Below are 12186 nucleotides of genomic sequence, written 5' to 3' on the forward strand. Positions count from 1 at the left end.
CCTGGCAAGGTTTGACACGAGACCGTAACGTGGCCGCGCCTCCTTCTCCACGAGGGGTCGATCGGCACTGGCGGCGAGGGCCGGACAGCGCTACCTTGGGCGCGTTCAGGCGGTGCACAGCGGCCGCCAAGACGGACCCGTCTGCGGATGGACGGGCCCCCTGCACCGGGAGCACCCATGGCGATGATCGAGGCCCGCGGCCTCACGAAGACCTACCGGTCGAAGTCCGGCCCGGTCCACGCACTGACCGGCCTCGACCTGATCGTGCCCGAGGGCACCGTCAAGGCGCTGCTCGGGCCGAACGGCGCGGGCAAGACCACGGGCGTCAAGATGCTCACCACCCTCGAACGTCCGGACGCCGGCACGGCCACGATCGCCGGGCTCGACGTCGTCGCCGACGCCCAGGCCGTGCGCCGCTCGATCGGCGTCTCGGGGCAGTACGCCGCCGTCGACGAGAACCTCACCGGATTCGAGAACCTCGACATGATCGGAAGGCTGTACCACCTGGGCAGCCGAGTGAGTCGGGATCGCGCCCGCGAGCTGATCGAGGTCTTTGACCTCGCCGCTGCGGGCGACCGGCCGGTCAAGGGCTTCTCGGGCGGCATGCGCCGACGGATCGACCTCGCCGGGGCGCTCGTGACGAACCCGCGCGTGCTCTTCCTCGACGAGCCGACGACGGGGCTCGATCCCCGCAGCCGCCTCGCCCTCTGGGACATCATCACCGGGCTGGTCGACGGTGGCACGACGGTGCTGCTGACCACGCAGTACCTCGAGGAGGCCGATCGCCTGGCCGACGACATCTCGGTCATCGACGGTGGCGCCGTCATCGCCGAGGGCACGGCCGACCAGCTCAAGGCCCAGGTCGGCGGCCACCGCCTCGTCGTCGCCCTCGTCGACGAGGCGCGGGCCGACCAGGCGGTCGAGGTGCTCCGGCGGCACGGCGACTCCGAGCCGGCCGTCGGGGCCGACGGTCGCCAGCTCGAGGTCGCGGTCACCGACGGCCCGACCGCCCTGCAACGGACGCTCGCCGACCTCGGGGCGGCCGGCATCGAGCTGCACGACGCCGGCATGCGACGCCCCACCCTCGACGACGTGTTCCTCCAGCTCACCGGCCACCGCGCGGCCGACGACGACGCGGGCGACGACCACGACTCCCCCGACGACGACCCGGCCGGCGGTCGAGGTCGCGGCCGGCGCGGTGCGAAGAAGAGAGAGGCACGGGCATGACCACCACCGGAACCACCTCCGCCCTGGCGCAGACGCTCGTCCCGTCGACCGACACGGGCCTCGGCACCTGGGCCTCGGACGGCTGGACGGTCACCAAGCGCAACCTGATCAAGGTGAAGCGCTCGCCCGACATGCTGATCTTCGCCGTGCTGCAACCGATCATGTTCGTCCTGCTCTTCAGCCAGGTCTACGGCGGTGCCATCGCCGTCCAGGGCACCGACTACACGCAGTTCCTCATGGCGGGCATCTTCGCGCAGACCGTGGTCTTCGGCTCGACCTTCTCCGGTGCCGCCATGGCCCAAGACCTGAAGGAGGGCATCATCGACCGGTTCCGCACCCTGCCGATGAGCCCGTCGGCCGTGCTGATCGGTCGCACGAACAGCGACCTGGCGCTCAACACGATCTCGATGGTCATCATGATGCTCACCGGTCTCGCCGTCGGCTGGAGGGTCAACGCCTCACCTGCCTCGTTCGTCGGCGGGGTCGCCCTGCTGCTGCTGTTCAGCTACTCGTTCAGCTGGGTGATGGCCCTGCTCGGCATGAGCGTCAAGACGCCCGAGACCATCAACAACGCGTCGTTCATGATCCTGTTCCCGTTGACCTTCGTCTCGAACGCGTTCGTGCCGAGCGACACCCTGCCGACCGTGCTGAGGGTCTTCGCCGAGTGGAACCCGGTGTCGTCGCTCGTGCAGGCCGCCCGCACCTCGTTCGGCAACCTGGGCGCCACCCCGGTGCCCGACATCTGGACGATGCAGCACCCCTACGCGACCGTCCTGCTCGGCATCACCGTGATGCTGGTGGTCTTCGTGCCGCTGTGCATCCGCAAGTTCCAGCGCATCAGCGCGAAGTAGCGGACGCCCGCCGTCCGCCGCCGGCCGTCGCCCGTCCGCCGAGGAGGCGCGGGTCAGCCCGCGTGCCCGGCCGCCTCGCGCACGGCGGCGTCGAGTTCGCTCGTCGGCACCGTGAGGACGCTCGCGATCACGAGGCGCATCAGGGCCGGGACGTCCACGGCGTCGCGCTCGTACAACCACTGCAACTGCAGACCGTCCTGCACCGCGAGCACGACGCGAGCCGCCGACTCGGCGGTGTAGCCGTCGCGCAACCAGCCGCGGGCCTGGGCGAGCCCGAGGTAGGCCGACGTCGACGAGACGATGCGCTCGTAGTAGTCGGCGTAGTAGCGGTGCGCCGGGTGGTCGGGTGAGGTGGCCTCGGCGGACGCCGTGATGAACAGCGAGATGACGACCGGCACGTCGACGTTGTACTCGGCGAGCGCGACGAGCTCGTCGACGCGCATGCCACCGTCGTCGTCGAAGTGGCGTCGCAGTCGTTCGTCGCGCCGCCGGAGCACGGCCATCAGCAGTTCGTCCTTGGTCGGGAAGTAGTGCATGAGCGACTGGTGCGAGACGCCGCACCGCCGCGCGATCTCGCGCAGGGTGGCACCGTGGAACCCGACCTTGCCGAAGACCGGCAGGGCCGCGTCGAGGATCGCCTCGCGCTTGGCGATGCCCTTGCGGTAGCGGCCGGGTTCGCGCACCGCAGCGACCGGCGGGACGTCGGTGACGTCGGCGCGGGTCGTGTCGGGCTCGGGGGCGTCCATCGGGGTCAGCCTAGGTCGTCCCCGCGCGGATGACGACGCCGCGGGACGCGGCGTCCGCACACGGTGCGTCGGCATAGAGTTCAGCGGTGCCGTGGTCGCTGCTGAGAATGCCTGCCTTCCGGGCCCTCTGGGTCGGGCGCCTGTTCTCGTGGGTGGGCAGCGGCTTCGCGCCCCTGGCCATCGTCTTCGCGGCGATCGACCTGGGGGCCGACGCCGTCGACCTCGGGCTCGTGGTCGTCGCCCGGTCGGTGCCCAACATCGCGCTGGTCCTGGTCGGCGGTGCCCTCGCGGACCGCTTCTCGAAACGCACCGTCGCGATCGCCTCGTCGTGGCTGTCGGCGGCGTCGCTCGTCGTCGCGGCCGCCCTGATGCTGACGCAGACCGAGACGTTGCCCACCCTCGCGGCGGTCGGCGCGGTGAACGGCGCCGCGGCCGCCTTCTTCGGCCCTGCCACGAGCGCCCTGCTGCGCGAGACCGTCCCCGACGACCGGCTGCGGGACGCGACGGTTCTCAGCCGCGTCGGCATGAACGTCGGGTTGGTGATCGGCACGGCGGTGGGCGGGGCCGTGGTGGCGACCGCCGGATCGGGCGTCGCCCTGGCCGTCGGCGCGGTCGTCTACGTGGTCGCGGCGGTCGTCTTCGTGGGGTTGCCCCGGGACGGTGCCCGCGCCTCCGGAGGGACGTCGGTGCTCGAGGACCTCGGCAGCGGACTCGGCTTCGTCTGGCGCACGCGCTGGCTCGTCTCGACCGCGGCGCTCGCGTTCACGTTCCAGTTCGCCTTCGCGGGCGGGGTCCAGGTGGTCGGCCCGCTCGTGGCCGACCAGTCGTTCGGACGTCTGCTCTGGGGGTTCGCGGGTGCCCTGCAGACCCTCGGCCTGATCGTCGGGGCGTACTGGGCCGGGGCCCTCCGCGGGCGGCTCCGGTTGTGGGCCGCCTGCCTCGGCGCCGCGGCGCTGGCCCTGCCGCTCGTGCTGCTGTCGTTCGCCTACGGCACCGACCCCGTGGTCTTCGACCCGCTGCACTGGTTCTTCTGGATCAGCCTCGGCCTCTTCGCCGCCAGCGTCGGGCTCGAGGTCTTCACGGTGCCGCTGGACGTGGCCGTCCAGCGGCAGGTGCCGGGGGCCTACCTGGGGCGCGTCTTCTCGTGCCTGACGCTGGCGTCGTTGGCGGGCGTGCCCGTCGGCGAGGTGGTGGTCGGACCGCTCACCCAGGTGATCGGCACCCCGGCCACCCTCGCCGCCCTGGCCGGCCTCGTGGTCGCCGTCGCGGTGGCCGTGGCGCTGAGCTCACGGGTGCGACGGATCGACGCCGGCCAGGAGGCGCGGGTCAGCTGAAGTCGCCGCGCTCGATCGCCTCGGCGTACTTGCGGACGTCCGGGCCGGGCTCGTAGTCGATGAAGCGGTCCTTGACGGCGTCGTTGATCGCCTTGAAGGACTCCTCCCACGACTCGCCCGAGTGGGCTGCGGCCGCGTCGCGGACGGCGTCGCGCAGCACGTTGTCGGCGTCGGTCAGGATCTTGTCGCGCGCTTCGTCGTTCCAGCGCACGTCGTTCAGGTCGGCCATGGTGTTCTCCTCGTGGGGTGGGGCGGTGGTGGGTGGGGTGCGGCTGGTGCTACTTCTTCTTCGGGCTCAACGACGAACCCTTGTGGGCGGCCTTCGCCCCGCTCTTGTCGCTCTCGACGACGAAGTAGGGCTCGTCGTCCGAGGCCTTGAACTTCTGCCCGTCGAGCTGGAACTCCTTCACGCGCTTCTCCACGACCGTGCCGTGGGTCTCGCCCTGGGGGGTGTTCCAGGTGACGTGATCTCCCTTGCTGAACGACATCGCGCCTCCTTGGTGTGTCGATCCGTCCGTCGGCGTCCGGTGCCGCGCGGTGGTGGCGTGGACGGTACCCCGCCTGCGCCGACCCGTCACCCAGCGACGCGGGGTACAGGGCGCGGCGATCCGTGGTCGGGCGGCGGGCCGGACCGGTCAGACCGAGAAGCCGCCGTCGGCCTTGATCAGCTGGCCCGAGATCCAGCGTCCCTCGGGCGACAGCAGGAAGCGCACGACCCGACCGAGGTCGGTGGGCGTGCCGAGACGGCCGGTCGGTTGCCGCTCGATGCCGCTCGCGCGGATCTCGTCGTCCATCCAGCCCGTGTCGATCGGCCCGGGGTTCAGGGCGTTCGACGAGACGCCGAGGTGCCCGAGCTCCCGGGCGGCCGCGATGACGAGCCGGTCGAGGGCACCCTTGCTCGAGCCGTAGGGCAGGTTGTGCACGACGTGGTCACTCGTCAGGGCGACGATGCGGGCACCCTCGTCGAGCAGGTCGACCGGGGGCAGCTGCTCGGCGAACGCCTTGATCGCGAGCCACGCCGCCCGCACGTTGACGGCGTAGTGCGCGTCCCAGCTCTCGAGCGTCGTGTCGAGGATCGACGAGTCCACGCTGTGCGAGTGCGACAGCACGAGCGCCGTCACCGGCCCCAGGTCGTCGTTCACCGCCCCGAGGAGGCGCGCGGGGGTAGCGGGGTCCGCCAGATCCGCCGGGTACACGGCCACGCGCGCACCCGCGGCCTCGAGCTCGGAGACGAGCGAGCCCACGTCGACGGCCGCGAGTCCCCAGGGCATGGCAGCGTCGTAACCGTCCCAGGTGGTCAGCGCGAGGTCCCAGCCGTCGGCGGCGAGCTCGTGGGCGATGCCGTTCGCGATCGAGTTCGTGCGGCCGGCACCGGTGAGCAGACAGATCTTCTTCGACATGCGGGGCTCCTTCGACACCCGCTCAGCTTGGCAGACCGGCCGGCCCGTCGGCGAGGGGGTCAGCGCCCTCGGCGCGGTCGGCTGCGACCCGTGCCGCGCTGGGGCCCTCGGCCCTTCGGCGGCGTGCGCTTCGGCTTCGCCCCGCGCGGGTCGGGAGCCGACCCCTTGCGGGCCGGGGCCTCCTGCTCGGGCTCGTCGCGCCTCCTCGACCGGGAGCTGCGGGCCGTGCGACCCCGCACGACGCCGATGAAGTCGTCGAGGTCGTCGGTGAGCTCGCCCTCGGGCCAGACCAGCGCGATCGTGGTCGGCGGCAGGTCGGCGACGTAACGGTAGGTGACCTCCTTCCGGGCGTGCAGCCGTGCCAGCGACTGCGGCATGACGGCGACGCCGGCCCCGGTCGCGACGACGGCCACGGCGTCGGCGAGCGACAGGGACGGGTCGAGGTCGTGCCGGTGCTCGTCGGCGAACGCCGCGGCCTCGACCTCGTCCTCGGCGCCGGCCGCGGCGACGGCGTGGTCCTTCGGCACGACGACGACGGCCCGCTCGTCGTAGAGGCGGATGACCGACAACCCCTCGACCTCGATCGGCAGTCGGGCCAGGACCATGTCGACCCGGTCGTCGCCCCGATCGTCGTCGAGGGCGGGCACCGCGTCGAGGTCGGTGAGCGGCACGAAGGCCAGCGGGGTCTCGGGGCGGCGCTCCTCCCAGAGCCTCGACCACTTCGACAGGGTCACGCCGGGCACGACCCCGATGCGGAACGGGACGCGGGTCGGCTCGGTCGTCATGGGTCGAGGGTATCGGCCCGGTACCCTGGGCAGATGACCTCCGACGCGCCGTCCGGCAAGCAGCCGCAGACCCTCAAGCCCTTCACGGCCGCCAAGAAGCTCGGCGTGTACCTGCCGGCCACGCCCGCCGAGTTCCAGGCCGCCCCCGTCACGCGCGAGGCCTTCGCCGAGCTCAGCACGAACCCGCCCGAGTGGTTGTCCGACCTGCGCCGCACCGGTCCGCACCCGCGGCCGGTCGTCGCCCAGAAGCTCGGCATCTCGACCTCGGGCCTCGCCCGCGCCGGCGTCGACGACGTCATGACCACCGACGAGATCCACGCCCTGCTCGACGAGATGCCCGACTGGCTGCGCACCGAACGCGGCATCCACGCCGACGTGCGCGAAGAAGAACTGCGTGTCAAGGAGCGCAACGCCGGCCGCGAGGTCCTCCGCAAGGAGCGCGAGGCGAAAGAAGCCGCCGAAGGGCACTGACCCCCGCCCTGCGCTACCGTCGGCGACATGTCCTTCAACGATGACGCGCGCCTCGACGGCAGCAAGGTCAAGCGACGCGGTCGCGGTCGCACGGTGGGTGTCGCCGGCGGCGGCATCGGCATCGTCGGCGTGATCGCCGTCTTCCTCATCAGCCAGGTCACCGGCGTCGACGTCTCGGGACTGCTCGGCGGTGGGACGGCCGGCGGAGGCGCCCAGCCGGTCAGTGAGGGCGACCTGTCGTCCGAGTGCACCACCGGCGCGCAGGCCAACGACAGCGTCGACTGCCGCATGGTCGGTGCGGCCGACTCGCTCGACGCGTACTGGGCCGCCGAGGCCCCGGCACTCGGCGTCACCGACTACCGCACCCCCGACTTCTTCCTCTTCAGCGGCTCGACCGACACCGGCTGCGGTGGGGCGACGAGCGCCACCGGCCCGTTCTACTGCCCGCCCGACGAGGCCCTCTTCGTCGACACCGACTTCTTCGAGCAGCTCCGGTCGCAGTTCGGCGCAAGCGGCGGCCCCCTCGCCCAGATGTACGTCGTCGGCCACGAGTGGGGCCACCACGTCCAGCAGCTGACCGGGGCCTTCGACCGCGCCGACCGCAGCGACACCGGGCCGGGCTCCGACACCATCCGGCTCGAGGTGCAGGCGGATTGCTACTCCGGGGCGTGGGTCGGCTCGGCGTCGACCATCGCGGACGCCGACGGCACCACGTTCCTCGAGCCCGTCACCGACCAGCAGGTCGCCGACGCGCTCGACGCGGCCGCGGCGGTCGGCGACGACCGCATCCAGTCCGCGAGCGGCGGCCAGGTCGACCCCGACACCTGGACGCACGGCTCGGCCGAGCAGCGTCAGAGGTGGTTCGAGACCGGGCGCAGCCAGGGCGCGACGGCCTGCGACACCTTCTCGGTGCCGACCGACCAGCTCTGACGACGAGGCCGACCCGCGCCTCCCGACGGTCGGCGCCGCACCGCGGCACGGTGCGTCCAGGCAACTCGAAGCGCGTCCTCCGGGCGACGGCGGTCCGGAGGGCGCACACTTCACTCACCCTCGCGACGGCACTGGCGCCGCCGCGACGACAGCAGTGGAGGCGCGTCATGGCACGACCGGGCAAGGCCATCGAGTTCGACGGGTACGGAGACGTCTCGCAGCTGCACTTCGTCGAGCAGCCGCTGCCGACGCCCGCCGACGACGAGGTCGTCGTCGAGGTGATCTGCGCCGGCCTCAACCACATCGAGAACTTCATCCGGCAAGGGGACTTCGTCGACCGGCTGCCCCTCGACTTCCCGGCCCGCGAAGGGTCGTGCTTCGCCGGCATCGTCAAGAAGCGCGGGGCCGCCGTGCGCAACTTCTCCGTCGGCGCCGAGGTGATCGGCCACGCGGTGGGCGGCGGCGCGCACGCGACCTACATCGCCGTGCCGGCCAGCGCCGTGGTGCCCAAGCCGCAGCACGTCCCGTGGGAAGTCGCCGGTGGGCTCTACCTCGCCGGGGCCACCGCCTACGACACGGTCCGCAGCCTGCACCTCGGACCCGACGACGTCGTGGTCATCACGGCCGCGGCGGGCGGCGTCGGCCACATCGAGTGCCAGCTCGCCCTGCAGCTCGGAGCCAAGGTGATCGGCACCTGCAGCCCGGGCAACCACGACTACCTCCGCTCGATCGGGGTCGTGCCCGTCGACTACGGCGAAGGCCTCCGCGAGCGCATCGACAAGGCCGCGGGCACCGACCGCCACGTGACGGCGTTCATCGACAACTTCGGCGGGGACAACCCCGCCCTCAGCACCGACCTCGGCGTGCTGCCGGCGCGCTTCAGCTCGAGCGAGGACCGCCTCGAGCGCGAGATCCGCTTCATCGGCGCCGAGCGCGACGACACCGAACCCGCGATGATCCTCTCGGCCCTCGCGAAGCTCATCGCCGAGAACAAGCTGCGCGTGCTCGTCTCGGGCTTCTACCCGTTCGACTACATCGCCCAGGCGTTCGAGGACCTCGCCGAGCAGCACTCGCGCGGCAAGGTCGTCGTCGGCATGCAACCGGTCGAGACCGGCGCCCGATCGCACTGGTACCTGTCGGGCAAGGCGCGGGCGGTCGCCGAGTCGCTGGGCTGAGCCTCCCGCCCGGCGGGCGAGGCGGGCGGGCGCAGGAGGCGCGCACCACCGGACCCGCCGACGTCACCGGGGCAGCCGGAGGAGCGCTCCCGGAGCCCTGACCGTCGCCGCCGCCACGTCCATGGCCCGCCCGAGGGCGGCCGCCCAGTCGACCGAACCGGGCCCGCGCCGCTCGGCGAGCAACGAGGCGACGATCGACGCGAAGGTCGCGTCGCCCGCACCCATCGTGTCGACGACCTCGCCGTCGGCGTCCGAGATGCCGCGGGTGAGCGAGGTGCCCGCCGTGTCGCCGGCCGACGGGGCCAGCACCAGACCCGCCCCGGCCGAGCCGCGGGTCGCGAGCACTCCCCCGGTGCCCGCCGCGAGCAGCGCCTCCTGCCAGTCGTCGAGCGAGCGCCCGGCGACGAGTTCGGCGTCGTCGTCACCGATCTTGACGAGCAGGGCCGAGGCCGCGACCCGCTCGAAGCCGGCGGCGAAGTCGGCGATCTGCGCGGCCCCGCCGGGCAGGAACCCCGGCCGCGGGTTCGGGTCGACGACGAGCCGCACGGGGTCGGTGCCGACCGCGCGCAGCAAGCGATCGGTCAGCGGGGCGTCGTCGAACGGGTACGAGCTGACGGCGACCACGGGGGCGGCGTCGAGCACGGCCCGCTGCCCGGGCGAGAAGTCGAGACCGCGGGCGACGGCGGCGTCGGTGAAGACGTAGGTCGGCTCGCCGGCCACCCGCAGCGAGACCGCCCGGCCGGTGCCGAGGGGGTTGATCGTCGGGACGAGCTCGACGCCGTGCTCGGCGAGGAACGACCGGATGGCCTCGCCGTCGGCGTCGTCCCCGATCGAGGCGAGCAAGGTCGTGGGCACGCCGAGGCGAGACAGCCCGACGGCGACGTTGAGGCCGGCCCCGCCGACGTGGTCGGTCGAGCCCTCGTCGGTCCGGAGCTCGTCGATGAGGGCGTCGCCGAGAACGGCGACCCGACCGTCGGTGGTGTCCATGGGGGTGCCTTTCGTCAGCGTGCCGGGAGCCACCCTATTCCGGCACGCGGTCGGGCCGCACTCCCCCGCTACGCTGGCCGACGTGACCGATTACGCACTGGCCGTCGACGTGGGCGGAACGAAGGTCGAGGCGGCGCTGGTCGCCTCCGACGGAGCCCTCCTCGACGGAAGTCGCGACCGACGCCCCACCGGTGCCGGGTCGACGTCCGACGAACTCGCCGAGGCGGTCCGCGCGGTCGTCGCGCACGCCCTCGACGCCCTGCCCGACGGTCACGTCCTCGTCGGGGCGGGCATCGGCAGCGCCGGGCCCGTCGACCTCGTGCACGGCACCGTCTCGCCGATCAACCTGCACGCCTGGCGCGGCTATCCGCTGCGCGAGCAGGTGGCGGCCCTGGCGGCGTCGACCCTGCCCGACGCGGCCCCGGTCACGCTACGGCTCGACGGCGTCAGCCTCGCCCTCGCCGAGCACTGGGTGGGTGCCACGCAGGGGGCGGACAACGCCCTCGCGATCACCGTCTCGACCGGCGTCGGCGGCGGCCTGATCGTCAACGGCCGGCTGCTCTCGGGAGGCACGGGCAACGCCGGTCACATCGGCCAGATCCAGATCGCGGACCGCCCCGAGGGCGAGAGCGCCTGGGCCGCCACGCTCGAGGTCATCGCCTCGGGCCCGAACGTCGTCGCCTGGGCCCGGCAACGAGGCTGGACGGGCGAGCGCGGCGAGGACCTCGCCGCCGGCTACGTCGCCGGGGACGCGATCGCCGTCGCGGCGGTGCGTCGCTCCGCGAACGCCGTGGGCGAGGCGATCTCGTCGGTCACGACCCTGCTCGACCTCGACGTGGTCGCGATCGGCGGCGGCTTCTCGCGCGTCAGCGACGACTACCTCGACCTCGTCCGGGCCGCGGTCCAGGAGGCGCCGGTCAACGAGTACGCCCGTCGCGTCCGGGTCGTCCGCTCGGGCCTGAGCGACGAGAGCCCCCTGGTCGGGGCCGCGGCGCTCGTCTGGCAGGCCGAGCTGCTCGGCTGAGCCGCGCCTCCTCGGGTCGACGACCCGCGCCTCCTCCGGTCCGCCGCTTCTCTGGGAGCCGCTGTCGGGGGCGCCGCCTAGGCTGGGTTGCATCCCACAACGTCGTCGGAATCCGTCGCGCCCGCGGGGCGCGCACCACCACCGCACCACCACTCGCAGAGAGGTCATCTCATGCCCACCACCGTCCCCGTCCTGCTCACGCCGTCCGCCGGCGCCCCCTTCGAGCACTCCACGGTCGAACTGCGCGACGTCGGCCCGAACGACGTCCAGATCGACATCGCGTTCGCCGGCATCTGCCACAGCGACATCCACCAGGCCCGCGAAGAATGGGGCAAGGCCATCTTCCCGATGGTGCCCGGCCACGAGATCGCCGGCATCGTCACCGAGGTCGGCTCCGACGTCACGAAGCACAAGGTCGGCGACCGCGTCGGCATCGGCTGCTTCGTCGACAGCTGCCGCGAGTGCGAGAACTGCCTCGCGGGCGAGCAGCAGTTCTGCGTCAAGGGCAACGTCGCGACCTACAACGGCCGCCAGTACTCGGGCGAGCCCACCTACGGCGGCTACGCCAAGCAGATCGTCGCCGACGAGAACTACGTGCTGTCGATCCCCGAGGGCATCTCGCTCGACGAGGCCGCGCCGCTGCTCTGCGCCGGCATCACGACCTACTCGCCCCTCAAGCACTGGGGTGCCGGTCCCGGCAAGAAGGTCGCGGTCGTCGGCATGGGCGGGCTCGGCCACATGGCCGTCAAGATCGCCCACGCGCTGGGCGCCGAGGTCACCGTCATCAGCCAGACCCTGTCCAAGCAGGAGGACGGCCTCAAGCTCGGTGCCGACCACTACTACGCCTCGAGCGACCCCGAGACGTTCACGCAGCTGCGCAGCTCGTTCGACCTGATCATCAACACGATCTCGGCCGACATGGACATCGACGCCTACGCCCGCACCCTGCGCCTGAACGGCACCATGGTGTTCGTCGGCCTGCCCGAGAACCCGCAGTCGTTCAGCGCCGGCTCGCTGATCGGTGGCCGGCGCAGCCTCGCCGGCTCGAACATCGGCGGCATCCCCGAGACGCAAGAGATGCTGGACTTCTGCGCCGAGCACCACATCGGAGCCGAGATCGAGACGATCGGCGCCGACGAGGTCGACGAGGCCTACGAGCGCGTCGTCGCCAGCAAGGTCCGCTACCGCTTCGTGATCGACACCGCGACCATCTAGCACCCGCCTGCACGCACGAAGGCCCCCTCCCGTCACGGGAG

The 12186-nt window shown here is 72.3% G+C and carries 14 protein-coding genes; 8 read left to right on the plus strand and 6 right to left on the minus strand.

What is annotated here, in order from left to right; genetic code table 11:
- Nucleotides 1-177: 177 nt before the first annotated feature.
- Both ARTHRO9V_RS12410 and ARTHRO9V_RS12415 read left to right on the plus strand, forming a co-directional pair.
- Nucleotides 178-1227 carry an ATP-binding cassette domain-containing protein gene (locus ARTHRO9V_RS12410; protein ID WP_123571702.1) on the plus strand — a complete coding sequence of 350 codons (1050 nt, stop codon included), beginning with the start codon at nucleotides 178-180 and terminating at the stop codon, nucleotides 1225-1227.
- Nucleotides 1224-2078 carry an ABC transporter permease gene (locus tag ARTHRO9V_RS12415; RefSeq protein ID WP_123571703.1) on the plus strand — a complete coding sequence of 285 codons (855 nt, stop codon included), beginning with the start codon at nucleotides 1224-1226 and terminating at the stop codon, nucleotides 2076-2078. Before ARTHRO9V_RS12410 ends, ARTHRO9V_RS12415 begins: the two co-directional genes overlap by 4 nt.
- A 53-nt stretch (nucleotides 2079-2131) precedes the next feature.
- Here the strand turns inward: ARTHRO9V_RS12415 and ARTHRO9V_RS12420 are convergent, their stop codons facing one another.
- Entirely contained in the window at nucleotides 2132-2824 is a 693-nt protein-coding gene (locus ARTHRO9V_RS12420) for a TetR/AcrR family transcriptional regulator (RefSeq protein ID WP_158612926.1), read from the minus strand.
- An 86-nt stretch (nucleotides 2825-2910) separates the two neighbouring features.
- On the opposite strand from ARTHRO9V_RS12420, the gene ARTHRO9V_RS12425 reads away from it, so the two are divergent.
- Nucleotides 2911-4158 carry an MFS transporter gene (locus ARTHRO9V_RS12425; protein ID WP_255477628.1) on the plus strand — a complete coding sequence of 416 codons (1248 nt, stop codon included), beginning with the start codon at nucleotides 2911-2913 and terminating at the stop codon, nucleotides 4156-4158.
- On the opposite strand, the gene ARTHRO9V_RS12430 is transcribed toward ARTHRO9V_RS12425, so the two are convergent.
- From ARTHRO9V_RS12430 to ARTHRO9V_RS12445, 4 genes are all read right to left on the minus strand, one after another.
- Nucleotides 4151-4387, minus strand: a complete 237-nt coding sequence (locus ARTHRO9V_RS12430; RefSeq protein WP_043597179.1) for a hypothetical protein — start codon at nucleotides 4385-4387, stop codon at nucleotides 4151-4153. The two genes, ARTHRO9V_RS12425 and ARTHRO9V_RS12430, sit on opposite strands and share 8 nt — an antisense overlap.
- Nucleotides 4388-4436: 49 nt before the next feature.
- The gene (locus tag ARTHRO9V_RS12435) at nucleotides 4437-4646 is read right to left on the minus strand and encodes a DUF2945 domain-containing protein (RefSeq protein ID WP_054146846.1); all 210 of its coding nucleotides are present in this window, start codon (nucleotides 4644-4646) and stop codon (nucleotides 4437-4439) included.
- Nucleotides 4647-4793: 147 nt separating this feature from the next.
- Nucleotides 4794-5558: an SDR family oxidoreductase gene (locus ARTHRO9V_RS12440; RefSeq protein ID WP_159827613.1), complete on the minus strand. Its 765-nt coding sequence runs from the start codon at nucleotides 5556-5558 to the stop codon at nucleotides 4794-4796.
- 59 nt (nucleotides 5559-5617) lie between these two features.
- Nucleotides 5618-6343, minus strand: coding sequence for a LysR substrate-binding domain-containing protein (locus ARTHRO9V_RS12445; RefSeq protein WP_159827616.1), 726 nt, complete (start codon nucleotides 6341-6343; stop codon nucleotides 5618-5620).
- Nucleotides 6344-6376: 33 nt separating this feature from the next.
- Between ARTHRO9V_RS12445 and ARTHRO9V_RS12450 the strand changes: the two genes are divergently transcribed.
- From ARTHRO9V_RS12450 to ARTHRO9V_RS12460, 3 genes are all read left to right on the plus strand, one after another.
- The gene (locus ARTHRO9V_RS12450) at nucleotides 6377-6814 is read left to right on the plus strand and encodes a DUF5997 family protein (RefSeq protein WP_123571708.1); all 438 of its coding nucleotides are present in this window, start codon (nucleotides 6377-6379) and stop codon (nucleotides 6812-6814) included.
- Between the two features lie 27 nt (nucleotides 6815-6841).
- Complete coding sequence (locus tag ARTHRO9V_RS12455; protein WP_159827619.1) at nucleotides 6842-7744, plus strand: neutral zinc metallopeptidase; 903 nt, start codon at nucleotides 6842-6844, stop codon at nucleotides 7742-7744.
- 167 nt (nucleotides 7745-7911) lie between these two features.
- Nucleotides 7912-8919: an NADP-dependent oxidoreductase gene (locus ARTHRO9V_RS12460; RefSeq protein ID WP_159827622.1), complete on the plus strand. Its 1008-nt coding sequence runs from the start codon at nucleotides 7912-7914 to the stop codon at nucleotides 8917-8919.
- A gap of 63 nt (nucleotides 8920-8982) precedes the next feature.
- Here ARTHRO9V_RS12460 and ARTHRO9V_RS12465 read toward each other — a convergent pair whose 3' ends face one another.
- Complete coding sequence (locus ARTHRO9V_RS12465; RefSeq protein ID WP_159827625.1) at nucleotides 8983-9906, minus strand: carbohydrate kinase family protein; 924 nt, start codon at nucleotides 9904-9906, stop codon at nucleotides 8983-8985.
- An 82-nt stretch (nucleotides 9907-9988) separates the two neighbouring features.
- Here ARTHRO9V_RS12465 and ARTHRO9V_RS12470 point away from each other — a divergent pair, with 82 nt between their 5' ends.
- Together ARTHRO9V_RS12470 and ARTHRO9V_RS12475 are read left to right on the plus strand one after the other, a co-directional pair.
- Complete coding sequence (locus tag ARTHRO9V_RS12470; RefSeq protein ID WP_159827628.1) at nucleotides 9989-10930, plus strand: ROK family protein; 942 nt, start codon at nucleotides 9989-9991, stop codon at nucleotides 10928-10930.
- Between the two features lie 171 nt (nucleotides 10931-11101).
- Nucleotides 11102-12145 (plus strand): NAD(P)-dependent alcohol dehydrogenase, encoded by a 1044-nt coding sequence (locus tag ARTHRO9V_RS12475; protein ID WP_056043170.1) that lies wholly within the window; start codon nucleotides 11102-11104, stop codon nucleotides 12143-12145.
- The last annotated feature ends 41 nt before the right edge of the window (nucleotides 12146-12186 follow it).

The sequence above is a fragment of the Frigoribacterium sp. 9N genome, assembly GCF_902506305.1.
GTDB lineage: Bacteria > Actinomycetota > Actinomycetes > Actinomycetales > Microbacteriaceae > Frigoribacterium.